Below are 22550 nucleotides of genomic sequence, written 5' to 3'. Positions count from 1 at the left end.
GGCGGACCGAGTCGGTCCGCCTGGTCGAGGTGGTCAGATCAGGGCGTGGTCCACTTCTGGTTCGCGCCGCCGCCGCAGGTCCAGATCTGCAGGCGGGTGCCGTTCGCACTCGAGTTTCCGGTGGCGTCGAGGCACTTGTTCGCGTTGGGGTTCACGATGTCGTGCGCCCCGCTGATCGCCCACTGCTGGGCGGCCGTGCCGTTGCAGTCGTAGAGCTGCACCGCCGTCCCGTCCGCGGTGCCCGCGGCGTTGACGTCCATGCACTTGCCCAGCGCGCGGATCGTGCCGTCGGTGCCGATGGTCCAGTTCTGCGCGGCGTTGTTGTTGCAGTCGGTGATCTGGATCGGCGTGAGGTTGGCGGTGCTGGCGCCGGCGACGTCGACGCACTTGCCGCCGATGCCGGTGATCCGCCCGGTGCGCCCGCTCGGCGGGGTGCCGCCGCCGGTGTCGTTGGTGACGTGCACGTAGTCGACGACCAGCTGCTGCGGGAACTGCGTGCTGCTGTTGGGGTCGCCGGGCCAGTACCCGCCGACGGCGAGGTTCAGGATGATGAAGAAGTTGTGGTCGTAGACCCAGCGGTTGCCGTTCAGGTCGGACGGCGTGCGCGTCTGGTAGAGGTTCCCGTCGACGTACCACTTGATCTGGTTGGGCGACCAGTCGACGGCGTAGGTGTGGAAGTCGTCGGAGAAGTTGGGGCCGTTGTAGGCCGCGCCGATGCCGCCGGAGCCGGAGTAACCCGGGCCGTGGATGGTGCCGTGCACGGTGTTCGGCTCGAACCCGACGTTCTCCATGACGTCGATTTCGCCGTCGGTCGGCCAGTTCCCGCCGCCGAGCATCCAGAACGCCGGCCACATGCCCTGCCCGCGCGGGAGCTTCATGCGCGTCTCGAAGTGGCCGTAGGCCTGGCTGAACTTGCCGGAGGTGTTCATCCGCGCCGAGGTGTACTCGCAGCGGCCGTACCAGCAGTTGTAGTTGCCGGGATTTTCCTTCTTGGCCGTGATGACCAGGTGGCCTTGGCCGTCGAGCTGGGCGTTGTTCGTGCCCGACGTGTAGTACTGGCGCTCGTGGTTGTTGACGTTGTCGCCGGTTTCGAGCTGCCACTTGGAGCCGTCGACGGCGGACCCGGCCGGGCCGTTGAAGTCGTCGGTGAAGGTGGCCGCGGCTTCGGCGGCGGGTGCGGTCAGTGCCTGCTGCCCGAGGACGAGCAGTGAGCCGACGGCCAGTAGCGCCGCTGCTCTTCGCAACTTGCGGAACTTCGAGGTGGACATCTTTGTCGCCTCTCTCACCGAGGGGACCGGCGTTCCGCGCGCAACACGGAACGCGGGGAGGGGGAGGTGGCCGTGCATGCCGGGGCGGCGGCAGGCGTGACCGTGCAGCGCGCTGCCGTCCGCGGTCCGGGGCGGGGTGGTTCGCGGGCGACAGCGGGTTGTACCGGGCTTTGTTGTGCTTGGCAACAAAGTATGCATGGTCCAGACAAGTCCGGCAACCATCGGCCGGTCATTTTTTTTCAACCCGAATTAAGGGTGGGTTGGTGACGGGGCCGAAGGGCTCGAGGTGTCGCTGACCTGCGGGGGCGGGTTCCCGCTCAGCGGGGCATGGGGGTTGTGCACAGGGTTGCGGGGTTGTGGACAAGTGGGTTGTGGGGGTCGGCCTTTGGCGGGGTTTTGTCTGGGGGTCTCGATACGCTGGAGCGGGGATGGTCCCCCTGGGAGGGTGGGCCCTGCTCGGGGCCGCGAAGGGACGACACGCTGCCGCGAAGGGCCAATACGCCGGCGGGAGTGGCCAACAAGGCGCCCGGATCGGCGAACGTGGCGTCGGAGCGGCGGACATGGCGCCTGGAACGGCCAACATCGCGCCTGGAGCGGCCAACACACCGGGGTGTCGGGTGTGCCCGGCGTGTTGACCCCTCAGGTGAGCATGTTGGCCACTCCCGCCGGTGTGTCGGCCGCTCCGGCGAAAGTGAGAGCCCGGGTCAGGCCGCGTCGGAGTTGGACGCTCCCGGCTTGGCGATCCTGGACGTCGCGCCCTGCTCCAGCAGGTCCGCCACCGGCAGGGTTGCCGCGCCCGTGGCAACCGCGTCCAGGCCCAGCGAGCCCAGCTGGATCGACGTCTGGCTGAACGGGTGCCTCAGCGCGTGCTCGCCCGCGGCGGAACGGATCTGCGGCAGCAGCTGCTCGCCCAGCGCCAAGCCCGCCCAGCCACCGATCACTATCCGCTCCGGGTTGAACAGGTTGATCAGGTTCGCGATCCCCGCACCGAGGTAGCCCGCCGTGTCCTCCAGGACGCGCGCCGCCGTCTTGGACTTCGGGGCTGCCTCCAGCAGGGCCGCGAACTGGGCCTGCTCGTCCTCGCCCGGGATGTCCTTGCCCCGCGCACGCCGGTAGCGGGCGAGCACCCCGCCCGCGCCGATGTAGGCCTCCAGGCACCCTCGCGCGCCGCAGCGGCAGTCGTGGCCGCCGTACGCGATCGTCGTGTGGCCCCACTCGCCCGCGCTGCTGGTCGAGCCGCGGTACGTCGTGCCGTCGGTGACCACCGCCGCGCCGACGCCCGAGCCGATCAGCGCGATCACCGCGTGCCGCGCCCCGCGGCCGGCGCCGAACCACATCTCCGCCTGGCCCTGCGTCTTCGCGCCGTTGTCGACGAACAGCGGCAGGTTCACGCCGGCGTCCTGCAGCAGCGCCACGAGCGGGACGGCGTCCCAGCCGACCGTCGGCGCGTGGACCAGCACCCGCTCGCCCTGCTCGACCGTGCCCGGCACGCCGATGCCGACACCGAGCACTGCGGAGTCGTCGATGCCCGCGCTGGCGAACACCTCCCGCAGCCCGGACGTCACCTGCTCGACCGCCGTCGCCGGGTCCGGCGCCGCCGGGAGCGGGTGCTCGACCGTCGCGAGCCGGTTCATCGCCAGGTCGAACAGCTCGACCTTGACGCCGGTTTCGCCGATGTCGACGCCGGCGACGTTCCCGTACGCCGGGTCGACGCGCAGCAGCACGCGCGGCCGCCCGCCGTCCGATTCCACCTGGCCCGCTTCGGTGATGAGCCGTTCCTCGCCCAGCTCGGCGGTCACGTTGCTGACCGTGGCGGCACTCAATCCGGTCAGCTGGCTCAGTTCGTGCCGCGAGAGCGGGCCGTCGAAGTAGAGTTTCGACAGCAGCAGGGAACGGTTGTGCCGCCGCAGATCGCGGACGGTGGTGCGCTTGCTCGCCATGGGCAACCCATCTGAACTCTTACCGGCTACTGACAGGATGCCTGATCACCCTAAGTTGTGGCCATGTATTAACTGGTGAACTAAGTCCCGAACTGGTGGTCGTACAGCATGTATCTGGCACAATCCCCACCGTGACCCAGGTGGTGCGGCAGACGACCAGAGACCTCCGGCGGCACAACCGTGCGGCACTGCTCTCCACCCTCTACCTCCACGGCCCGGTCAGCAGACTGGAACTGGTAGCTGAATCGGGACTGTCGGCCGCCACCGTTACGAACGTCGTAGCCGAACTGATCGCCGACGGCGTCGTCGCCGAGGCCGGATCGGTCGAATCGGACGGCGGCCGCCCGCGCACGCTGCTCGCCGTGCGGCCCGATTTCGGGCACGTCGTCGGGGTCGACGTCAGCGAGACGCACGTCGAGGTCGGCCTGTTCGACTGCGCGCTCGGGACGTTGGGCACCGTGCGCCACCCGCTGGTCGGCACCCGGCTCGACCCGGGTGAGGTGGCCGCGCTGGTCCACACCGGCATCGCCGAGGTGCTCGAGGGCGGCGGGGCGGACGCGGTGTTCGGCGTCGGCATCGGCGTGCCCGGGGCGGTCCGCGACGGCGGGATCGTCCACGCGCCCACCCTCGGCTGGCGCGGCGTGGCCTTCGCCGACCTGATCCGCCCGCACGTCGTCGCGCCGCTGCACCTCGACAACCGCGCCCGGACGCTGGGCCAGGCCGAGTCCTGGCTCGGGGCCGGCCGGGGCGCCGACCGCGCCATCGTCGCCCTGCTCGGGGTGGGGGTCGGGGCCGCGGTCGCGACGGCCGGGCCGTCCCACCCGGGCATCACGACCAGCGAGTGGGGGCACACCGTCGTCAAGGCGGCCGGCGCGGCCTGCCGGTGCGGTTCGCACGGCTGCCTGGAGGCCTACGTCGGCACCGAAGCCGTCGTCCGGCACTACGCCGACCGGGTGGGAAAAGAACCGGTCATCGGGGACGAAAGCGACGCGGAACTAGCCCGCATCGTGGCCGAAGCCGCTGGTGGGGGCCCCGCCGCGGAGGTGCTGGCCGAGACCGGTGAGTACCTCGGGATCGGCATCGCGAACCTGATCAACCTGCTCAGTCCCGATCGGGTGGTGCTTTCCGGCTCCGCGGGGGCGATCATGGGTCCGGCGATCCTGCCCGCCGTGCGCGACGCGGTCGGCCGGCACGCGCTGGACTACCTGGCCGGGCGCACCGAAGTCGTCCTCGGCCGGCTCGGGCCGGAGGCCGTCGCGCTCGGGGCGGCCACCCTGCCGGTCGCCCAGCTGCTCGCCGCGGGCGGCCGGACCGGCTGAAATCCCTTGCGTCGCAAGGGGTAAACCGCCGGTCGGCCCAAGCCTGCGAGTTCTTTCAGTACTTAAACTTAGGTACAAAACGTTACCCGCGTGTTATTGACGTGACCCGAGTCACCCGGGTTGACTCGTGGCGTCGTTCGGTCGCCGGCGGTCGGGGCTCGCTACCAGTCGACACGGAGTAGTCGTCGATGACCAGGAGGAACCGATGCGAGTCAAGCGCTCCATCGTCGCAGCGCTCGTGGCAGTAATGGCCCTGGGGGGCTTGACCGCGTGCGGAGGAGGTAGCAGCTCTGGCGCAGGCCAGGGCAACCCCAACGCCGTGCTCAACGTGGGCATGCCGAACGGCCCGCAGTCGGAGAACAACAACCCGTTCCTCGAGACGTCGGCCGCGGCCAACCTCGGGTACCGCTGGACGATCTACGAACCCCTCGCGATGCTCAACCGCGTCAAGCCGCAGGAGCCCGGCAAGCCGTGGCTGGCCGCCAAGTGGGACTGGTCGGACAACTACAAGAAGCTGGTCCTGACCGTCCGCGACAACGTGAAGTTCTCCGACGGCCAGCCGATGACCGCCGAGGACGTCGCCTACACCTTCGGCCTGCTGAAGGACAACAAGGCGCTGAACATCGACGCCGTCCCGTACAAGGACATCACCGCGGCCGGCAACCAGGTCACGCTGGGCTTCGACAGCTCCCAGTTCGTCAACCAGGTGAAGATCCTGCAGACGATCGTGGTGCCGAAGCACATCTGGCAGACCATCAAGGACCCGGCGCTCGACACGATCAAGAACCCGGTCGGCACCGGCCCGTACACGCTGAAGTCGTTCACCCCGCAGACGGTGATCGTCAGCCAGCGTGACGGCTACTGGCAGGAAGCGCCGAAGGTCAAGGAGATCCGCTACACGTCCTACACGGACAACAACGCGCAGGTCTCGGCGCTGGCCAGCGGTGCGGCCGAGTGGAGCTTCGTCTTCATCCCGAACTACAAGGCCGTCTACACGAACAAGGACCCGCAGCACTACAAGCTCTGGTTCCCCGCGCAGCTGGCCGTGCACGGCCTGTGGTTCAACACCGAGAAGGCCCCCTGGAACAGCGCGCCGCTGCGCCAGGCGATCAGCAAGGTGATCAACCGCGACGACATCTTCAACCAGGGTGAGGCCGGCTACTTCTACCCGAAGAACGACCAGGTCACCGGCATTCCGACGCCGGCGGGTGACCCGTTCATCGCGCCGCAGTACAAGGGCCAGACCGTCAAGGTCGACGTCGCGGCGGCCAAGGCGCAGCTCACCGGCGCGGGCTTCACGTTCAACGGCGACAAGCTGCAGGACTCCTCCGGCAAGCCGGTCACCCTCAAGCTCACGGTGCCGTCGGGCTGGTCGGACTACATCACCGACCTGGAGATCATCAAGGACAACCTGTCGCAGATCGGCATCACCGCGACGGTCGACAAGATGAACCAGGACGCGTGGACGAAGTCGGTCGACACCGGTGACTTCGAGGGCCTGATGCACTGGACCAACGACGGTGCGACGCCGTACGACATGTACCGCGACGTCATGGACGGCAACCGCTACAAGCCGACCGGCCAGGGCAACATCAACGGCAACTACGGCCGCTTCAAGAACGACGAGGCGACCAAGGCGCTCGAGACCTACGCCAACGCCGAGGACGACGCCTCCCGCACCGCCGCCATGGCGACGTTGCAGAAGATCATGATCGACCAGCAGCCGATGATCCCGACGTCGGCCGCGAACTCGGGTGGCGAGTACAGCACGAAGAACTGGACGGGCTGGCCCGACGAGGCGAACCCGTACGCCCCCGCGCAGCCGACCCTGCGCAACGCGCTCGACATCATCCTGCACCTGAAGCCCGCGGCCTGATCGATGGCGGATTCAGTCATGACGGAACAGGGGGACGGCCGCGGCGACGCGGCCGCCCCCGCCCCCTCCGACCCCGCTTCGGCCGGGTCGGAGGGGGAAACCCCCGGCGCGGTCGTCCTCGAGGCGGAGGGCCTGACCAAGCACTTCCCCGTGCGGCGCAAAGGACGGGCCGGGCTGACCGGCCCGCGCCGCGCCGTCCAGGCCGTCGACGACGTCTCCCTGACGTTGCGGCGGGGGCGCGTCACCGCACTGGTCGGCGAGTCCGGCTCGGGCAAGTCGACCGTCGCGCGGCTGCTCGCGCAGCTCTACCCTCGCACCGACGGGGACATCCGGTTGCACGGCGAGACGGTGAACGTCCGCGGTGGCAAGGCCTTCCGCGCCTACTGCCGCCAGGTCCAGATGATCTTCCAGGACCCGTTCGCGTCGCTGAACCCGGTGCACACCGTGCGCTACCACCTGACGCGGGCGCTGAAGATCCACGGCCGCGCCGGTGACGACCTGGAGCAGGCGCTGCACGACCTGCTCCTGCGCGTCCAGATGACCCCGCCCGAGCGGTACATCGACAAGTTCCCGCACGAGCTCTCCGGCGGCCAGCGCCAGCGCGTCGCGATCGCGCGGGCGCTCGGCGCCGACCCGGAGGCCCTGCTGGCCGACGAGCCGGTGTCCATGTTGGACGTCTCCATCCGCCTCGGGGTGCTGAACCTGTTGCGGGACCTGAAGGAACGCCTGCACCTCGCGATCCTCTACATCACCCACGACATCGCGTCGGCCCGCTACTTCGCCGACGAGACGATGGTGATGTACGCCGGCCGGATGGTCGAAGGCGGTGACAGCGAGACGATCACGCAGAACCCGGCGCACCCGTACACGCGCCTGCTCATCGACTCCGCGCCCGACCCGGACCGGCTCGCCGGCGGCAGCGCCGAGCTGGACCCCGGCGAGGTGCCCGCCGAGCGCGGGGCCGGCGAACCGCCGAGCCTGATCGACCCGCCGTCCGGCTGCCGGTTCCACCCGCGCTGCCCGGTGGCGATGGAACGCTGCAAGACCGACCTGCCGCCGCGGTTCGAGGTCGACGACGCGCCCGGCCACTGGGCCGCGTGCTGGCTGTACGACGGGGCCGCCCGATGAGGTACCTGCTGCAACGGCTGGCCTTCTACGTCTTCACGGCCTGGGCCGCCGTCACCATCAACTTCTTCATCCCGCGGCTGATCCCGGGTGACCCGGTGCAGTCGCTGATCACGAAGAACCAGGGCACGCTCAGCGCGGACGCCATCCAGTCGCTGTATGTCCTCTTCGGACTGGACAAGAACGAAAGCATGGTGACCCAGTACTTCCACTACTGGGCCCAGCTCTTCCGCGGTGACCTCGGGCTGTCGTTCACGTTCTTCCCGACCCCGGTCACCGAGGTGCTCGGCGACAGTCTGCCGTGGACGATCATCCTCGTCGGGATCACCACGATCATCGGCTTCGCGATCGGCACCGGCCTCGGCGTGGTCGCCGGCTGGAAGCGCGGTTCGTGGGTCGACGGCCTGCTCCCGGTGACGACGTTCCTCTCGTCGGTGCCGTACTTCTGGCTCGGCCTGATCGCCCTGACGCTGCTGGCCGGGCCGGGGAGCTTCTTCCCGTCGTCCGGCGGGTACGACCCGGGCCTGATCCCCGGCTGGGACCCCGAGTTCATCGGCAGCGCGATCCAGCACAGCCTGCTGCCCGCGATCACCATCCTGATCAGCTCGATGGGCAGCTGGATCCTGGGCATGCGCAACATGATGGTGACCGTCGCGTCCGAGGACTACGTCACCGTCGCGCACGCCAAGGGCCTGCCCGAGCGCCGGGTCGCGGTCGGCTACGCGGCGCGCAACGCGCTGCTGCCGAGCGTTTCCGGCTTCGCGCTGGCGCTGGGGTTCATCGTCGGCGGCACGCTGCTGGTGGAGATCGTGTTCTCCTACCCCGGGGTCGGCTTCGAGCTGTTCCAGGCGGTCGGCTCGCAGGACTACCCGCTGATGCAGGGCATCTTCCTGATCATCACGCTGTCGGTGCTGGTGGCGAACCTCCTCGCGGACGTCGCCTACCTCGCGCTCGACCCGCGGACCCGGAAGGCGGCCTGACATGGCGGTACCAGCAGCGGACGTCAAGGCCGCCCAAGCGCTTCCGGTCGACGCCATCGCCGGGCGCGCCAAGCGGCGCCGGTTCCGGTTCCTCACCGGCGGCAAGACGATCACCGGGCTCAGCGTCATCGTGTTCTTCCTGATCATCGCGGTGATCGGCGAGTGGATCGCGCCGTTCGACCCGTCGGCCCGCAGCAACGACCTGCTCGAAGGGCCGTCGGGGCGGCACTGGTTCGGCACCACGCACCTCGGCCAGGACATCTTCAGCCAGGTCCTGGTCGGCACGCGCAGCGTCATGCTCGTGGGGCTCACAGCCGGTGTGGTGGCGACGATCCTCGCGGTCATCGTCGGCGTGACGTCCGGCTACCTCGGCGGGACGCCGGGTGAAGGGCTCTCCGCACTGTCCAATGTGTTCCTGGTGATCCCGGCGCTGCCGCTGATCATCATCATCGGCAGTGCGCTGCCGAGTGGTGGTGACTACCTGGTGGCGGTGGTCATCGGGTTCACGTCGTGGGCGTGGGGCGCGCGAGTCCTGCGCGCGCAGACACTTTCGTTGAGAGGCCGGGAGTACGTCGAAGCGGCGCGCGCCACCGGCGAGTCGACGTGGCGGATCATCTTCTTCGAGATCCTGCCGAACCTGACCGCGGTCATCGCGTCCAGCTTCGTCGGCACAGTGATCTTCGCGGTGATGTCGGAGATCACGCTGGCGTTCGTCGGCGTCTCCAGCTTCTCGAACTGGAACTGGGGCACGATCCTGTTCTGGGCGCAGAGCCAGCAGGCGCTGGCCCAGGGCGCCTGGTGGTGGTTCGTGCCGGCCGGGCTGGCGATCGCCGTCCTCGGCACCGCGTTGTCCCTGCTGAACTTCGGCATCGACGAGTTCGTCAGCCCGCGGTTGCGCGGCAGTGGCAAGGCGAAGGTGCGCGACATCCACGGGCGCACCCAGCGCATGCGAGTGGGCTTCACGCCCGTGCTCGGGCGGGAGGAACAGGCATCATGACACCGGTCCTGGAGATCAAGGGCCTCGACGTCGACTACGGCGTCGGCGACGAGGCCGTGCGCGCGGTGCGCGACGTGCACCTCACGCTCAACCGCGGCGAAGTCCTAGGCCTGGCCGGGGAAAGCGGCAGCGGGAAGTCCACTTTGGCCTACGGGCTGACCCGGCTGCTCGCGCCGCCGGGCGTGATCCGCGGCGGCGAGGTGATCTACCACCCCGAAAACGCCGAGCCGTACGACGTCCTGAAGCTGAGCCACAAGCAGCTGCGGGACTTCCGCTGGGCCGAGACGTCCATCGTGTTCCAGGGCGCGATGAACTCGCTGAACCCGGTGCACAAGGTCGTCACCCAGCTCGTCGACGTCATCAAGGCGCACGAGCCGGACACGACCCGGGCCGGGCGTGCGGCCCGGGCGAAGGACCTGCTGAAGCTCGTCGGCATCTCGGCCGACCGGCTGGAGGCGTACCCGCACCAGCTCTCGGGCGGCATGCGCCAGCGCGTGATGATCGCGATGGCGCTGGCGCTCGAACCACGCGTCGTCATCATGGACGAGCCGACCACCGCGCTCGACGTCGTGATGCAGCGCCAGATCCTCGGCCAGCTCGTGGAACTGCGCGAACGGCTGGGCTTCTCGGTCCTGTTCATCACGCACGACCTTTCGCTGCTGGTCGAGTTCTCGGACCGGATCGCGATCATGTACGGCGGCCGGATCGTGGAACAGGCACCGGCGTCCGCGCTCTACCGGGACGCGCTCCACCCGTACAGCTACGGCCTGCTGAACTCGTTCCCCGCGCTGCGGGGTCCGCGACGCGAGCTCAGCGGGATCCCGGGTTCCCCACCGGACACGCGCGGGATGCCGGCCGGCTGCGCGTTCCACCCGCGGTGCCCCAAGGCCTTCGAGCCGTGCGACTCGAAGATCCCCGTGCTGGGCCTGCCCGGCGGGGACGCTTCGCGCGAAGTGGCGTGCTTCCTGCACCCCGTCGCGACCCCCTGAACGCCGTCTGCCCTGTCCGGTACCACTGGAGGAGACCAGCCTTGACCGAGACCACAGCCGCGACCGCCGAGCAGCAGGCGTTGATCGACAGCCTGCCGCAGGACTTCCGCTGGGGCGTGGCGACCGCCGCGTACCAGATCGAAGGGGCGGTTTCCGAAGACGGGCGCACACCGTCCATTTGGGACACTTTCTGCCAGGTCCCGTGGGCGATCGACAACAATGACAACGGTGACATCGCCTGCGACCACTACCACCGGATGCCGGCGGACATCGGCCTGGTCGACGAGCTGGGCGCCGACACCTACCGGTTTTCCGTGGCGTGGCCCCGGGTCCAGCCGCGCGGCCGCGGGCCCGTCAACGAGGCCGGCATCGGCTTCTACGACCGGCTGGTCGACGAGACGCTCGGCAAGGGCATCACGCCGTGGCTGACGCTCTACCACTGGGACCTGCCGCAGGAGCTCGAGGACGCGGGCGGCTGGCCGGCGCGCGACACGGCGTACCGCTTCGCGGACTACGCAATGCTGGTGTTCGACCGGCTTTCCGATCGGGTCCGCCATTGGACGACGCTGAACGAGCCGTGGTGCTCGGCGATGCACGGGTACGTGCACGGCGTGATGGCACCGGGACGGCGTGACTACTCGGCCGGTCTGCACGCGGTGCACCACCTGCTGCTGGGCCACGGCCTGGCGACGCAGCGCATGCGCGAGGCCGCGCCGCCGGACACGGAGTTCGGCATCACGCTCAACATGTGCACGGCCGACCCCGCGACGGATTCCGAAGAGGACGTTCGCGCGGCGCGTCAGGCGGACGGCCTCGGCGTCCGGATCTACCTGGACCCGCTGGTGCGCGGGGAATACCCGGAAGACGTGGTGGAGGACCTGGCCGCGCGGGGTGTCAAGCTGCCGGTGCAGGACGGCGACCTGGAGATCATCTCGACCCCGCTGGACTTCCTGGGCGTCAACTACTACTTCGGCCAGCAGTTCTCCGGCGTCGACGAGCAGGGCAGCGCGGTCGACCCGGACGGCGTCCCGACGTCCCGCACGGTCCCGTTCGGCGAGCCGACGACGGCGATGGGCTGGGAGATCCTGCCGGGCAAGTTCACCGAGCTGCTGACCCGGCTGGGCCGTGACTACCCGAACCTCCCGATGTACATCACGGAGAACGGCTCGGCCTTCGACGACGACCCCGACTCCGACGGTTTCGTCCACGACGAGCAGCGCACGGCGTACCTGGCCTCGCACATCGCGGCGGTGGCGGCCGCCCGTGAGGCGGGCGTGGACGTCCGGGGCTACTTCGCCTGGTCCCTTTTGGACAACTTCGAGTGGGCCTACGGCTACGCGAAGAGGTTCGGCCTGATCCGCGTGGACTACGAAACGCAGCAGCGCACGATCAAGCAGAGCGGCTACTTCTACCGCGACACGGTGCGCCGGGTCCGCGGCAGCTGACACTCGGGAAAGTCCGTGAAGGCCACATTGAGGGACTCTGAGTCCCTCGATGTGGCCTTCACGGCTTTTCGGCGGTAAGGCGGGCCCCACCGGGGTGGCGGTGGCAGGCCCCATGGTCCGGACCCGGGGGTTTCCCTAGCGTCGAGCAGGCAGCCGACCCTTGGGGGAGTCATGAGCGTCCGGACGGAGATCAGACCCGCGCCTCGGAAGACGTCCTGGTGGCGGCGGCCCTGGATCGGGCCGCTCGCGCTGCTCGTGGGCGCCTTTCTCGCCTTCTCGCTGCCGCCCTATCTCGCCTTCGATCCGGCGCGGTCGCGGGTGCCGCAGCCGGAGGGTTTTCCCGCGCACTACTGGTTCCTCGTCGCGCACGTGATCTTCGGATCAGTCGCCATGGTGGGTGCCGTGTTGCAGATCTGGCCGTGGCTGCGCCGGACGTACCCCGTTTTCCACCGTTACGCCGGCCGCGCTTATGTCTTCGCCGGCGTGCTGCCGGCCGGGGTCATGGCGTTGACCATCGGGTCGCAGAGCCCGTTCGGTCCGACCACGCGGGTCAGTGACGTCCTCGCGGCGCTGCTTTGGCTCGGGTGCACCTTCGCCGGCTGGCGGGCGGTGCGGGAACGGCGCTTCGGCGACCACCGCCGGTGGATGATCCGCAGTGTGGCGATGACGTTCTCGATCCTCGTCAACCGCATCATCAGCCCGATCGCGATGGTCGTGCTGGAGCCGCGGATCCCGACCCTGTTCGGCGGCAGTGAACTCGCTTACTCGCAGAGCGTCGCCGCGATTTCTTCGTGGGGCAGCATCGCGTTCGCGCTCATCCTCAGCCAGCTCTACCTGGACCGCGCGAAGACACCGGCGGGTGTGCGATGAGCGTCCGGACAGCGACGCCGGTCACGAAGTGGTGGCGACGTCCTTGGGTCGCGCCGCTCACCCTGGTCGTCGCGGCTTTCCTCGTGTACTCCGTGCCGCCTTACCTGAGCCTGGACCCCGCGCAGGCCCGCGTGCCCGCACCGCCCGGGTTCGCCGCGCACTACTGGTTCCTCGTTGCGCACATTCTGTTCGGCACGATCGCCATCGTCGGGGTGCAGATCTGCCCTGTCGAGCCCGTTCGGCCCGGCCGCCGGGGTGCTGAACGTCGTCGCCGCGCTGCTGTGGCTGGGCTTCACCATCGCCGGCTTCCGCGCGACCCGGCAGCACCGGTACGCCGACCATCGCAAATGGATGATCCGCAGTTTCGCGATGACCATGAACACCCTGCTCAGCCGGGTCTACGCGCCGATCGCGTTCCTCGCCCTGGGCCCGCACTACTCCGGGATGGAGACGCTGATGCCGGCCGCGGCCACCCTGAGCGGCACGCTGAGCCTGTTCACGCTACTGCTGGTCAGCCAGTGGTGGCTCGACCGGAAGCCAGCCAGCGCGCGATGATCGTCCGCTGGATCTCCGACGCGCCTTCGTAGATCCGCGGCGCGCGGACCTCGCGGTAGAGGTGCTCCAGCAGGTGCCCCCGCTGCAGGGCCCGCGCGCCGTGCAGCTGCACCGCCGAGTCGACGACGAACTGCGCGGCCTCGGTGGCGAACAGCTTCGCCATCGCCGCGCGGCCGCCGAGGTTCTGCTCACCCGCGTCGTACGCACCGGCCGCCGCGTAGACCAGCAGCCGCGCGGCTTCCGTGCGGGTCGCCATCTCCGCCAGCGCGTGCGCGACCGCCTGCTGCTTGATCAGCGCGCCACCAAAGGCTTCGCGCTGTCCGGTGTAGTCCACAGTGGCGTCCAGCGCGGCCTGCGCCATCCCGACGGCGAAGGCGCCGACGCTGGGGCGGAACAGGTCCAGCGTCCGCATCGCCACGGCGAAGCCGCGGTTCTCCTCACCGAGCAGCTCTTCGCGCCGGACCTCGACACTGTCGAACGTGACCGTGCCGATCGGGTGCGGGCTGACCAGGTCGAGGTGCTCGCCACCGAGACCCGGCCGGTCGCCGGGGACCACGAACGCGCTGACCCCGCGTGAACCGGCGCCTTCCGTGGTGCGCGCGAACACCGTGTAGAAGTCGGCTTCGGGCGCGTTGGAGATCCACATCTTCTCGCCGGTGAGGCGCCAGCCGTCACCGTCGGCCTCGGCCTTCAGGGACAGCGCGGCCGCGTCCGAACCGGCGTCCGGCTCGGTCAGCGCGAACGCCGCCACCGCGTCCCCGGCCGCGACGGCGGGCAGCCACTTCGCGACCTGATCGTCCTGTCCGGACTGGAGAACCGGGTAACTTCCCAGTCCCTGCAACGCCAACGCCGTCTCGGCCTCGGTGCTGACGGTGGCCAGGTTCTCCCGCAGGATGCACAGGTCCGTCGCCGCCGCCTGCCGTGACGGCTTTCCGTCGGCGACGCCGGGGAAGAGTCGCGCGAGGAGGCCGAGCGCGCCCATCGCCTTGAGCAGCGGGCGGTTCACCGCACCCTCCACACCGGACTCGGCGAGCGGGCGCAGCTGCTCCTCGGCCAGTCGCCGGACGTCCGCCGCGAAGGCGAGCTGGTCCGCGTCCAAGGTGAAGGTCATGACAAGGCTCCCGGTCGCCAGCGGGCGTGGGCGGTGCCGGTCGGGCCCGACCGGACGAGGTCCAGCCGCGGTTCCGGGCCGTCGCTGCGGCCGGTCTGCGGCTTGCGGTTGCCCGCGGCGAACGGCTTCGGCCACGCCAGCGGGTAGTCCTGCTCGGCCGCCGCGTGCAGCGTCCACTGTGGATCGTAGAGGTGCGTCCGGCCCAGTGCGCACAGGTCCGCGCGCCCGGCCAGGATCAGCGAGTTGACGTCGTCGTACGACGAGATGGCGCCGACGGCGATCACCGCGATGCCGTACTCCTGCCCGATCTCGTTGCGGATCCGGTCGGCGTACGGCGTCTGGTAACTCCGGCCGTACTGCGGTTTCTCGTCGCACACCACCTGGCCGGTGGAGACGTCGATGCCCGCCGCACCGTGGGACGCGAACGCCCGGGCGATCTCGACGGAGTCGTCGGCGTCGATCCCGCCTTCCGCCCAGTCGGTCGCCGAGATCCGGACGGTCATCGGCCGTTCGGCGGGCCAGGCCGCGCGGACCGCGTCGAAGACTTCGAGCGGGAAGCGCAGCCGGTTCTCCAGCGAGCCGCCGTACTCGTCGGTCCGCCGGTTCGTCAACGGCGAGAGGAAGGACGACAGCAGGTAGCCGTGCGCGCAGTGCAGTTCGAGGACGTCGAACCCGGCGCGAGCGGCGGCCTCAGTGCACGCGACGAACTCGTCCCGGATCGACGCCATGTCCGTTGCGGACAGTTCGCGCGGGACCTGGTTCCGGTCGGAGTACGGCAACGCCGAAGGCGCGCAGACCTCCCAGTTGTCCGACGGCAGCGGCTCGTCGATGCCGTCCCACATGAGCTTCGTCGAACCCTTGCGGCCGGAGTGTCCCAACTGGACACCGATCCGGGCGGCCGACTGGGTGTGCACGAAGTCGACGATCCGCTTCCACCCGGCTTCCTGTTCGGCCGTGTAGAGGCCGCCGCAGCCGGGCGTGATCCGGCCTTCCGGCGAGACGCAGACCATCTCGGTCATCACCAGACCGGCCCCGCCGAGAGCTTTGCTTCCCAGGTGTACCAGGTGGAAGTCGCCCGGCACACCGTCCACAGCGGAGTACATGTCCATCGGCGACACGATGATCCGGTTGGAAAGCTCCAGCTCGCCGAGCCGGAACGGCTGGAACATCGGCGGCCGCGACGTCGTGCCGAGCGAGCCCGCGAACCAGTGGTCCAGCTCGCTCGCGAACTCCGGGTCGCGCAGGCGGAGGTTGTCGTAGGTGACGCGGCGGCTGCGCGTCAGGATGTTGAACGCGAACTGCGGCGGGTCCTGGTGGGCGTACTGCGCGATGTTCTCGAACCACTCCAGGCTGGCCTGAGCGGCGCGCTGCGTCGACGTGACGACCGGACGCCGTTCCAGCTCGTACGCCTTGAGCGCCTCGGCGACACCCGCGTTTTCGTGCAGGCACGCGGCCAGCGCGAGGGCGTCCTCCATCGCCAGCTTCGTGCCGGAGCCGATCGAGAAGTGCGCGGTGTGCGCGGCGTCGCCGAGGAGGACGACGTTGCCGTGCACCCAGGTCTCGCAGCGCACGGTGCCGAACGTGACCCACTTCGAGTTGTTCGCCATGACGCCGTGGCCCTGCAGCACGTCGGCGCAGAGTTCGCGGATCAGCGAGATCGACTTCTCGTCGCTCTCGCCCGGCTTGAGGTTCGTGGCCGCCACGGGGGCGAACGTCCGCTGCCAGACGTCCTCCTGCACTTCGAGGATGAACGTGCTGCCGTCGCGGCCGTACGGGTAGCCGTGGATCTGCATGATCCCGGCCGGCGTTTCGAGGACGTAGAACTTGAAGGCGTCGAACACCAGGTCCGTGCCGAGCCAGATGTAGCGGCACCGGCGCGTCTCGACGCTGGGCCGGAAGTGCTCGGCGTGTTGCGCGCGGACCGCGGAGTTGACGCCGTCGGCGGCGATGACCAGGTCGTAGCCCGACAGGTCGGCCGGTGCCTCCTCGCGGAACCGCAGCTCGACGCCGAGCTCGGCGCAGCGGTTCTGCAGGATGCCGAGCAGGCGCTTGCGGCTCATCGCGGCGAAGCCGTGGCCGCCCGAGGTGGTGACGGTGCCGCGGTAGTGGACGTCGATGTCGTCCCAGCGGGCGAACTCGGCGCGCATGGCCTCGTGGACGGCCGCGTCGGCGTGCTCGATGCCGCCGAGCGTCTCGTCGGAGAACACCACGCCGAAGCCGAAGGTGTCGTCGGGCGCGTTGCGCTCCCAGACCGTGATGTCGTGACCCGGGCCGAGCTGTTTCGTCAGCGCGGCGAAGTACAGGCCCGCCGGGCCGCCGCCGATGACCGCGATACGCACGCCGTCCAGGGTATGTCGTCATGCGTACGACCGTCAATAAGGCGAAAGATGGTCTACGGTGTCCGCATGGAACGCATCAACCCGCCGGAGCTGGGCAAGCCCTCCGGGTTCTCGCACGCGGTGGTCGCCGAGGGCCGGGTCGTCTTCCTCGCCGGGCAGACCGCGCTGGACGCGTCGAACAAGATCGTCGGCGACGGCGTCGTCGAGCAGTTCGAACGCGCGCTCGGCAACCTGCTGACGTCGCTGCGCGCGGCCGGCGGCTCCCCGGAGGACCTCTGCAGCGTGACGATCTACATCGTCGACATGGCGGATTACCGGACGCACGCGCGCGAGATCGGCGCGGTGTGGCGGCGGCTGGCAGGCACCGACTACCCGGCGATGGCCGGCGTCGGCGTCGACCGGCTCTGGGACGAGGAAGCGCTGGTCGAGGTCCAGGGCTTCGCGGTCGTCAGCCGAGGTTGATCGCCCGCGAGACGTACGCGCGGGCCGGGTCCTCCAGCCGGGCGTGCAGCTCGAAGAACAGCTCGGCCGCGCGGATGCCCGACCAGTCGCGCGGCAGGAACTCGGCGGGCAGGCCGGGGTCGAGGTAGGGCATCCGCCGCCAGCCGGTGAGCACCCGGACGTAGTCGCCGAAGGCCTCTTCGTCGGCGACGGACTTGCGCCGCTGCCACCGCCGCAGCGCCGGGCCGTGCTCGTCGAGGAACGTCGTGTACAGCTCGTCGAGCCGGTCGAGGTCCCACCAGTCGCGGACCTTCGCCGCGACGTCGCCGAAGGCCAGGTGGTCGGCCCGGAACAGGTCGGCGTACCCGGAGAGGCCGAGGCGGGTCAGGGCCTCCGCGGTGACGTCGTGCAGGTGCGCCGGGGCGATCCAGACGCCCGAGGCGGCGGTGCCGAAGCCCATCCGGGCGAGCTGGGTGCGCAGCAGGTGGCGTTTGTGCCGCTCGGTCTCCGGCACCGAGAACACCGCGAGCAGCCAGCCGTCGGCCGGGGTCGCGCGCTCGCGGCGGAAGATCCGCTCGTCACCCTCGCGCAGGATCTCGCGGGCGTCGTCGGACAGCTCGTACCCGGCTGTCGCGTTGCGACGGACCGCCTCGAGAATCCCGCGGCGCTTGAGCCGGGAGATCGACGAGCGCACGGCCGGCTCGTCGACTCCGACGGCGGCCAGCAGGTCGATCAGCGAAGCGACCGAGAGCCAGCCGCCCTCGTTGCGCGAATAGAGGCCGTACACCGTCACGATGAGCTGGCGAGGCTGGGCCGCACGGCCGGAGCCGTCCAGTTCGGTTGCCTCGGGTACGGCCGTCATCCGGCCACAATAACAACCGGCCGCCAGGGGCTCCGCTACGATTTCGCCGCGATGCTGCCAGCCACCAAGGGGATCTTCGACCGGCTCACCCGGCGCGGCCGCCTGATGTCCAAGCGGACCTGCGACCGGCAAGGCCATGTGGTGCGCTCCGGGCCCTTCCTGTTCCGCACGCCCACCGCCTGGGAGTACGCCGCCGCCGTCGCCTGCGGCAGTGATCCCGCCGCGCAGCGCTGGCTCGGCTGGCAGCGCGACTCGATCGTCGCCCGGGGGGCCCGTGCGGACGCGCTGCGGGTCGTGCCCGGCACCGGTCCGGACTGGGTGTCGCCCGATCCGCAGTCGATCGACCTGGTGATGATCGACGTCGAGGCCGGCCGCTGCGTCGGCCTGGTCAGCGTGCACACCGGCGAGGACGGCGGCCCGGAGACCGGCGGCTACCTCGCCCCGGACTACCGCGGCCGCGGCATCGGCCGGGTGCTCTTCGCTGCCGGGCTCACCCTGGCGCACGACCACCTGGGCCTGGCGCGGGTGCGGGCGGGCGCCGAGGTGGGCAACGTCGCGAGCGCGCGGTCGCTGCAGGCCGCCGGTCTGGCTCGCGTCGCCGGCCCGCCGACGTACCGGCTGCCCGACGGCCGCGTCACCGAGGCATGGTGGTTTCAGCACGACGTCCCGCGGGTGACGCGCTGCGCCGGCCCGCAGGCGACGTGGTTCCCGGCGTCCTCGGTGCTCTGAAACTTCGGCCGGCGCCGACGTTTCCCGCGCCTACGGTCACCGCATGACCCAGCTGACCGCCCCGGTGCCCCCTGTCCCCGCCGACGTCCCGCCCGGCGGCGTCGCCTGGCTGCGCGCGTCCGTCGCCCGGTTCAGCAACGGTTCCGACCATGCCCGGCGAAGGGCTCTGGCTGTCGATCTGCTCGCTGCCTTAGACGCGGAGTCGTTGCAGGACAACGCTTTTGTGCGGACTCAGCGGATCATGACGGACGTCGAGGACGTCGACGTGATGGCCGCGATCGCCCGGCCGGTGCCGGTCGGTGTGCTCGCGGCGGCGCTCGGGCTGCCCGATGTCTCGGCGGAGGTGGCGCTGGTCGCGGCCGCGTACCACCCGCACGTCACGCCGTCGGACGCGGCGGAGGCGGCGATGGCCCGGCTGGTTGAGGTGTGCGGCGGAGTCACCGAACTCGCGGCCGCCCGGATCGGCCTGTTGGTCCAGGCCTGCGACGCCACGGCCGGGCTCATCGGCAACGCGCTTTCCGCGTCACTGGCCGGAAAACCGGGCGAACTCCTGACCGACCCGCCGGTGCTGCGCACGCGCCGCCGGATCGGCGGCGAGAACGTCACGGTCGAACTGGCCGGGACGCCGTTCGGGGCCGGGCCACGGGAATGCCCCGGTTCGGCGCACGCGATCGCGCTCGCCACCGGAGTTCTCGAGGCGCTGCGCGGGTTTCGCCTGACAGAAGCGGAAACGGCCTGGGTGTCGTCGCCGAATCTCCGGATGCCCGCGGTGCTGCGGGTGACCCGCGGAAGTTCGGCGGGCGGCCTCTGCTAGAACTACCGCGTTCATTTTCACTGGGGGAAGGCCGGAAATTGCTGTACATGGATGGGCTGCTGGGCTTCGTCACGCTCGGGTTGTGGATCTTCTGCCTCGTCGACGTGATCACCACGGACGAGTCGTCGTGCCGCAACCTGCCGAAGATGCTGTGGCTGCTGCTCGTGCTCTTGGTGCCGCTGGTCGGCTCGATCGTCTGGCTGGTCGCCGGCCGTCCGCAGCAGGTGTCGCGCGCGACCGGCCGCTACGAGCGCAACGCGCCTGCGTTCCCGGAGTACGACCGGCCGGGCCGCTTCGCGGCGACCAGCGCGGACGACGACGAGGAGTTCCTCCGCAAGTGCCGCGAACGCGCGGAGGCGCAGCGAAAGCTGGCCCGCGAGAAGGGCAGCGAGGCCTAAGGCCCGAACGCCCCAATGTGGCGTTGGGTGCGTTGGACGCACCGAACGCCACATTGGGTGCGTTGGACGCAACCAACGCCACATTGGGGCGTCAGCAGGTGGGGCCTTCGCAGGTGCCGCGTTCGTAAGCCTCCAGCGTCGAGATCACCAGCTTGCGCTCGGCCGGCGTCAGCGGGGCGAGCGCGTTGCTCCAGGCCCGCGCGCCGCGGGCCAGCCAGGCGTCGACGGCCGGGCGCTTGTCCGGCGTGATGCTGACGATCGTGCGGCGGCGGTCGGCCGGGTCCTCGTCGCGGTTGAGGACGCCCTGGCGGCTGAGGTCGCCGACCATCAGGCTCGCCGTCGTCGGCGCGACCTCGAGGCGGCCGGCCAGTTCGGTGACCGTCATGGGGCCGTCGAAGAGCAGGTAGGACAGCAGGGACAGGTGGCGCGGCGCCAGCGCGCAGCCGTTGAGCTCTTCGGGGACCGGAGTGCGCTTCGCGCGGCCGACCAGGCGGGGCATGAGCAACAGGAGCTGCCGCACGCCGTCCTCGACACTCGGCCCGGCTTCCGTTGACATCGCACTCCTCCCGTCGGTAGCTTTGTTTGCAAAACAAACGCTTCGACCGCTCCCGAGCCTACCTCGGGGGCACCGATCGAGCGTACCGGCAAGAAACAGGGGTCGAGATGACGTCCGAGGTTCCCGGGTTGGCCGAAGTTCGCGAGATGAACAGGGGTGTCATCGAGGAGTTCCGCGCGAACGCGGGCATCGTCGGCGGCATGTTCGAGGGCAAGAACGTGCTGCTGCTGACGACGATCGGGGCGAAGAGCGGCGAAGAGCGCCTGTCCCCGCTGGCCTTCACCCGCGACGGCGACCGCATCGTGATCGCCGCGTCCATGGGCGGCGCGCCGAAGAACCCGGCCTGGTTCCACAACCTGGTCGCGAACCCCAAGGTCACGGTCGAGATCGGCACGGAGAAGTTCGAGGCAACGGCCACGGTGATCGCCGACCGCGCCGAGCGCGACCGCCTCTACGCGGGCATGATCGCCCACGCCGAGGGCTTCGCCGAGTACGAGAAGAAGACCGACCGGATCATCCCGATCGTGGTCCTGGAGCGCTGACGGTGTCGTGAGTGTTTAGAAGGGTTAGAACCCTTCTAAACACTCACGACAAGCCGCGGCAGACTCCACTGCCGCCGGCCGAGTCTCGGCGACCCGGCGTGCGTTGGGAACCGGCGTCGCAGCGGGTTTGTTCGTGCCAGGCCCGCGACTTGGTCGGGGCCGTCGGCGGCGGCGCGGGCCGCGGAGTTGCGGGCTTGTGTCGACGATCCGGCGCGCTACGAAACCGACGTCGTGGCGGACGCCGGAGCGGGCTCGACGCGGGGCTCGGCGGGGGGCTGCTCGACAGCCTCCCGCTCCTCGCGCCGGGCTTCCTTCCGGGCGATCACCCGCTTGCCGGCGTTGATCAGGGGCTTCTCCACCCAGCGGTGGATCAGGTCCGCGATCGCCAGCGCGACCAGGAACACCGTCACCCCGGTGACCGTCCGGTTCACCGCGAGACCCGGTACGGCCTGGACGACGACGAAGTGCACCGGGCCCTGCAGCAGGTAGAGCGAGTACGACCGCTCGCCGACGAAGCGCATCGGGGACGTCCCCAGCAGCCAGCGCAGCGGGCCCGGGCTGACCAGCACGATCAGCAGCAGCATCGTCAGCACCGTGTACCCGACCAGCAGCAGCATGTTCTGGTCCGACTTGTGCCACAGGGTGTCGAAGTTCGTGTGCAGCACCGCGAACGCGGCGACGATCGGGATCGCGGCCAGCGGGTGGGTCAGCGGCTTCAGCACCGCGTACCCGCGGCCGTAGTGCAGCAGGATCGCCAGCAGGCAGCCGCCGGCCAGGATGAAGTAGTGGATGGTCGAGGTGTAGAGCGCGACCGGCGCCGCCCCGACCTTCCAGCCGCTGGTCACCGGCACCAGCGCCAGCAGCACGACCATCGCGGTGCCGACCAGCAGGAACTTGCGCTTGGCCGCGCCGATCCCGATCGCGACCAGCAGGAACGGCCAGACCAGGTAGAACTTCTCCTCGATGCCCAGCGTCCACGAGCCGCTGAAGAAGTTGTCGGTGCCGTTGCCACCCGAGCCGGGGAAGAACTCGTTGAGGAACGTCAGGTAGTACTTCAGCGCGTGCGGGAAGTCGCGGGTGAAGAACTCCCCGCGCAGGATCACGAACGCGACGATGCCGCCGAGGATCACCAGGTACGGCGGCAGGATCCGGAAGACGCGCCGGATGTAGAAGTTCGACAGCGAGATCCGGCCGGTGCGGTCCTGCTCGCGCAGCAGCAGCGTGGTGATCAGGAAGCCGGACAGCACGAAGAAGATGTAGACGCCGACCCAGCCCGACAGCCAGCCCCAGTTCGGGCCGCCGAAGTGGAAGAAGATGACCATCGTCGCGGCCAGCGCGCGCAGGCCGTCGAGCCCGGGGAAGCGCCGGCTGCCGAGGTACTCCTCGTGGCTCAT

At 69.9% G+C, this 22550-nt stretch carries 21 protein-coding genes; 14 read left to right on the top strand and 7 right to left on the bottom strand.

Annotation, left to right across the window (positions count from 1 at the left end; translation table 11 throughout):
* Nucleotides 1-38 precede the first annotated feature (38 nt).
* Together VA596_RS04820 and VA596_RS04815 are read right to left on the bottom strand one after the other, a co-directional pair.
* Nucleotides 39-1268 carry a family 16 glycosylhydrolase gene (locus VA596_RS04820; protein WP_323324005.1) on the bottom strand — a complete coding sequence of 410 codons (1230 nt, stop codon included), beginning with the start codon at nucleotides 1266-1268 and terminating at the stop codon, nucleotides 39-41.
* Between the two features lie 704 nt (nucleotides 1269-1972).
* A complete protein-coding gene (locus VA596_RS04815) occupies nucleotides 1973-3208 on the bottom strand; it encodes an ROK family transcriptional regulator (RefSeq protein ID WP_323324003.1) in 1236 nt (411 codons plus the stop codon).
* Between the two features lie 131 nt (nucleotides 3209-3339).
* Between VA596_RS04815 and VA596_RS04810 the strand changes: the two genes are divergently transcribed.
* The 9 genes from VA596_RS04810 (at nucleotide 3340) to VA596_RS04770 (ending at nucleotide 13364) form a co-directional block, all read left to right on the top strand.
* Nucleotides 3340-4527: an ROK family transcriptional regulator gene (locus VA596_RS04810; protein WP_323324001.1), complete on the top strand. Its 1188-nt coding sequence runs from the start codon at nucleotides 3340-3342 to the stop codon at nucleotides 4525-4527.
* Between the two features lie 319 nt (nucleotides 4528-4846).
* Entirely contained in the window at nucleotides 4847-6403 is a 1557-nt protein-coding gene (locus tag VA596_RS04805) for an ABC transporter substrate-binding protein (protein ID WP_323323999.1), read from the top strand.
* A gap of 18 nt (nucleotides 6404-6421) precedes the next feature.
* Nucleotides 6422-7531 carry an ABC transporter ATP-binding protein gene (locus VA596_RS04800; RefSeq protein WP_323323997.1) on the top strand — a complete coding sequence of 370 codons (1110 nt, stop codon included), beginning with the start codon at nucleotides 6422-6424 and terminating at the stop codon, nucleotides 7529-7531.
* Entirely contained in the window at nucleotides 7528-8508 is a 981-nt protein-coding gene (locus VA596_RS04795) for an ABC transporter permease (protein ID WP_323323995.1), read from the top strand. The genes VA596_RS04800 and VA596_RS04795 overlap by 4 nt, the downstream gene beginning before the upstream one ends.
* 1 nt (nucleotide 8509) lies before the next feature.
* Entirely contained in the window at nucleotides 8510-9505 is a 996-nt protein-coding gene (locus VA596_RS04790) for an ABC transporter permease (RefSeq protein ID WP_323323993.1), read from the top strand.
* Nucleotides 9502-10494: an ABC transporter ATP-binding protein gene (locus tag VA596_RS04785; RefSeq protein WP_323323991.1), complete on the top strand. Its 993-nt coding sequence runs from the start codon at nucleotides 9502-9504 to the stop codon at nucleotides 10492-10494. Before VA596_RS04790 ends, VA596_RS04785 begins: the two co-directional genes overlap by 4 nt.
* Nucleotides 10495-10535: 41 nt before the next feature.
* Nucleotides 10536-11939 carry a GH1 family beta-glucosidase gene (locus VA596_RS04780; RefSeq protein WP_323323989.1) on the top strand — a complete coding sequence of 468 codons (1404 nt, stop codon included), beginning with the start codon at nucleotides 10536-10538 and terminating at the stop codon, nucleotides 11937-11939.
* Between the two features lie 171 nt (nucleotides 11940-12110).
* Nucleotides 12111-12809 carry a DUF2306 domain-containing protein gene (locus VA596_RS04775; protein WP_323323987.1) on the top strand — a complete coding sequence of 233 codons (699 nt, stop codon included), beginning with the start codon at nucleotides 12111-12113 and terminating at the stop codon, nucleotides 12807-12809.
* Nucleotides 12810-13064: 255 nt separating this feature from the next.
* Nucleotides 13065-13364: a DUF2306 domain-containing protein gene (locus VA596_RS04770; RefSeq protein WP_323323985.1), complete on the top strand. Its 300-nt coding sequence runs from the start codon at nucleotides 13065-13067 to the stop codon at nucleotides 13362-13364.
* Here VA596_RS04770 and VA596_RS04765 read toward each other — a convergent pair.
* Together VA596_RS04765 and VA596_RS04760 are read right to left on the bottom strand one after the other, a co-directional pair.
* Nucleotides 13321-14475 (bottom strand): acyl-CoA dehydrogenase family protein, encoded by a 1155-nt coding sequence (locus tag VA596_RS04765; protein WP_323323983.1) that lies wholly within the window; start codon nucleotides 14473-14475, stop codon nucleotides 13321-13323. The two genes, VA596_RS04770 and VA596_RS04765, sit on opposite strands and share 44 nt — an antisense overlap.
* On the bottom strand, nucleotides 14472-16814 hold the full coding sequence (locus VA596_RS04760) for a bifunctional salicylyl-CoA 5-hydroxylase/oxidoreductase (protein WP_323323981.1): 2343 nt from the start codon (nucleotides 16812-16814) through the stop codon (nucleotides 14472-14474). Before VA596_RS04760 ends, VA596_RS04765 begins: the two co-directional genes overlap by 4 nt.
* 66 nt (nucleotides 16815-16880) lie before the next feature.
* Here VA596_RS04760 and VA596_RS04755 point away from each other — a divergent pair, with 66 nt between their 5' ends.
* Complete coding sequence (locus tag VA596_RS04755) at nucleotides 16881-17276, top strand: RidA family protein (protein WP_323323979.1); 396 nt, start codon at nucleotides 16881-16883, stop codon at nucleotides 17274-17276.
* Here VA596_RS04755 and VA596_RS04750 read toward each other — a convergent pair.
* The gene (locus tag VA596_RS04750; RefSeq protein ID WP_323323977.1) at nucleotides 17263-18117 is read right to left on the bottom strand and encodes a PaaX family transcriptional regulator; all 855 of its coding nucleotides are present in this window, start codon (nucleotides 18115-18117) and stop codon (nucleotides 17263-17265) included. The genes VA596_RS04755 and VA596_RS04750 overlap by 14 nt on opposite strands.
* A gap of 51 nt (nucleotides 18118-18168) precedes the next feature.
* On the opposite strand from VA596_RS04750, the gene VA596_RS04745 reads away from it, so the two are divergent.
* The 3 genes from VA596_RS04745 to VA596_RS04735 are packed head-to-tail and all read left to right on the top strand — an operon-like array spanning nucleotide 18169 to nucleotide 20058.
* The gene (locus VA596_RS04745; RefSeq protein WP_323323975.1) at nucleotides 18169-18846 is read left to right on the top strand and encodes a GNAT family N-acetyltransferase; all 678 of its coding nucleotides are present in this window, start codon (nucleotides 18169-18171) and stop codon (nucleotides 18844-18846) included.
* A gap of 43 nt (nucleotides 18847-18889) precedes the next feature.
* Nucleotides 18890-19660, top strand: a complete 771-nt coding sequence (locus tag VA596_RS04740; RefSeq protein ID WP_323323973.1) for a hypothetical protein — start codon at nucleotides 18890-18892, stop codon at nucleotides 19658-19660.
* A gap of 38 nt (nucleotides 19661-19698) precedes the next feature.
* Complete coding sequence (locus VA596_RS04735) at nucleotides 19699-20058, top strand: PLDc N-terminal domain-containing protein (protein WP_323323971.1); 360 nt, start codon at nucleotides 19699-19701, stop codon at nucleotides 20056-20058.
* A 91-nt stretch (nucleotides 20059-20149) separates the two neighbouring features.
* Here VA596_RS04735 and VA596_RS04730 read toward each other — a convergent pair whose 3' ends face one another.
* Nucleotides 20150-20614, bottom strand: a complete 465-nt coding sequence (locus VA596_RS04730; RefSeq protein ID WP_323323969.1) for a MarR family winged helix-turn-helix transcriptional regulator — start codon at nucleotides 20612-20614, stop codon at nucleotides 20150-20152.
* 146 nt (nucleotides 20615-20760) lie between these two features.
* Between VA596_RS04730 and VA596_RS04725 the strand changes: the two genes are divergently transcribed.
* Nucleotides 20761-21156 (top strand): nitroreductase family deazaflavin-dependent oxidoreductase, encoded by a 396-nt coding sequence (locus VA596_RS04725; RefSeq protein WP_323323967.1) that lies wholly within the window; start codon nucleotides 20761-20763, stop codon nucleotides 21154-21156.
* Nucleotides 21157-21371: 215 nt separating this feature from the next.
* On the opposite strand, the gene VA596_RS04720 is transcribed toward VA596_RS04725, so the two are convergent.
* Entirely contained in the window at nucleotides 21372-22550 is a 1179-nt protein-coding gene (locus tag VA596_RS04720) for an acyltransferase family protein (RefSeq protein WP_323323966.1), read from the bottom strand.

The organism is Amycolatopsis heterodermiae, assembly GCF_034929455.1.
In the GTDB taxonomy this organism is placed as follows: Bacteria; Actinomycetota; Actinomycetes; order Mycobacteriales; family Pseudonocardiaceae; genus Amycolatopsis; species Amycolatopsis heterodermiae.
This window is presented reverse-complemented; position numbering and strand designations above follow the sequence as displayed.

Coding starts and splice junctions, on each gene's coding strand:
- VA596_RS04820 (WP_323324005.1), bottom strand. CDS start 1,268: ATGTCCACCTCGAAGTTCCGCAAGTTGCGAAGAGCAGCGGCGCTACTG.
- VA596_RS04815 (WP_323324003.1), bottom strand. CDS start 3,208: ATGGCGAGCAAGCGCACCACCGTCCGCGATCTGCGGCGGCACAACCGT.
- VA596_RS04800 (WP_323323997.1), top strand. CDS start 6,422: ATGACGGAACAGGGGGACGGCCGCGGCGACGCGGCCGCCCCCGCCCCC.
- VA596_RS04795 (WP_323323995.1), top strand. CDS start 7,528: ATGAGGTACCTGCTGCAACGGCTGGCCTTCTACGTCTTCACGGCCTGG.
- VA596_RS04790 (WP_323323993.1), top strand. CDS start 8,510: ATGGCGGTACCAGCAGCGGACGTCAAGGCCGCCCAAGCGCTTCCGGTC.
- VA596_RS04785 (WP_323323991.1), top strand. CDS start 9,502: ATGACACCGGTCCTGGAGATCAAGGGCCTCGACGTCGACTACGGCGTC.
- VA596_RS04775 (WP_323323987.1), top strand. CDS start 12,111: ATGAGCGTCCGGACGGAGATCAGACCCGCGCCTCGGAAGACGTCCTGG.
- VA596_RS04765 (WP_323323983.1), bottom strand. CDS start 14,475: ATGACCTTCACCTTGGACGCGGACCAGCTCGCCTTCGCGGCGGACGTC.
- VA596_RS04755 (WP_323323979.1), top strand. CDS start 16,881: ATGGAACGCATCAACCCGCCGGAGCTGGGCAAGCCCTCCGGGTTCTCG.
- VA596_RS04750 (WP_323323977.1), bottom strand. CDS start 18,117: ATGACGGCCGTACCCGAGGCAACCGAACTGGACGGCTCCGGCCGTGCG.
- VA596_RS04745 (WP_323323975.1), top strand. CDS start 18,169: ATGCTGCCAGCCACCAAGGGGATCTTCGACCGGCTCACCCGGCGCGGC.
- VA596_RS04740 (WP_323323973.1), top strand. CDS start 18,890: ATGACCCAGCTGACCGCCCCGGTGCCCCCTGTCCCCGCCGACGTCCCG.
- VA596_RS04730 (WP_323323969.1), bottom strand. CDS start 20,614: ATGTCAACGGAAGCCGGGCCGAGTGTCGAGGACGGCGTGCGGCAGCTC.
- VA596_RS04725 (WP_323323967.1), top strand. CDS start 20,761: ATGAACAGGGGTGTCATCGAGGAGTTCCGCGCGAACGCGGGCATCGTC.
- VA596_RS04720 (WP_323323966.1), bottom strand. CDS start 22,550: ATGAGCCACGAGGAGTACCTCGGCAGCCGGCGCTTCCCCGGGCTCGAC.